This window comes from Streptomyces virginiae, assembly GCF_000720455.1.
Lineage (GTDB): Bacteria > Actinomycetota > Actinomycetes > Streptomycetales > Streptomycetaceae > Streptomyces > Streptomyces virginiae.
The window spans coordinates 1-464 of record NZ_JOAK01000097.1 but is presented as its reverse complement, the minus strand read 5'-3'; the positions used below and the strand labels follow the sequence as shown (position 1 = coordinate 464).

The 464-nt window shown below is 72.2% G+C and carries 1 protein-coding gene; it reads left to right on the top strand.

All coding sequences use genetic code 11. The features are described 5' to 3' along the window. The coding region (locus tag IG86_RS0138115) for a lamin tail domain-containing protein (protein ID WP_030903204.1) at positions 1-464 on the top strand (464 nt) is incomplete at both ends.

Sequence of the window (464 nt, the reverse complement as noted above, 5' to 3'; positions counted from 1 at the left end):
CTTCTCTCGCCACCCGCCGCGTTCTCGCCACCCTGCTGGCGGCCGGCACCCTGATCGGCGCCGCCACCCTGCCCGCCGCGGCCGACGACCACCGCCGCGACCACCGCGGACCCCACTCCTCCCTCGTCATCGGCGACGTCCAGTACGACAGCCCCTCCCGCCACGACCGCTCCAACCGCGCCCTGAACCGCGAATGGGTCGAGATCAAGAACACCGGCCGCCACAGCGTCAACCTCCGCGGCTACACCCTCACCGACCAGCAGGGCAACCGCTACCGCTTCCCCGACTTCCGCCTCGACGGCCGCTCCGCCGTCAAGGTCCACACCGGCCAGGGCCGCAACACCCGCCACGACCTCTACCAGGACCGCCACCAGCAGGTCTGGAACGACCGCGACACCGCCACCCTCCGCGACAACCGCGGCAACGTCATCGACACCGAGTCCTGGGGCCGCCGCGGACACCAG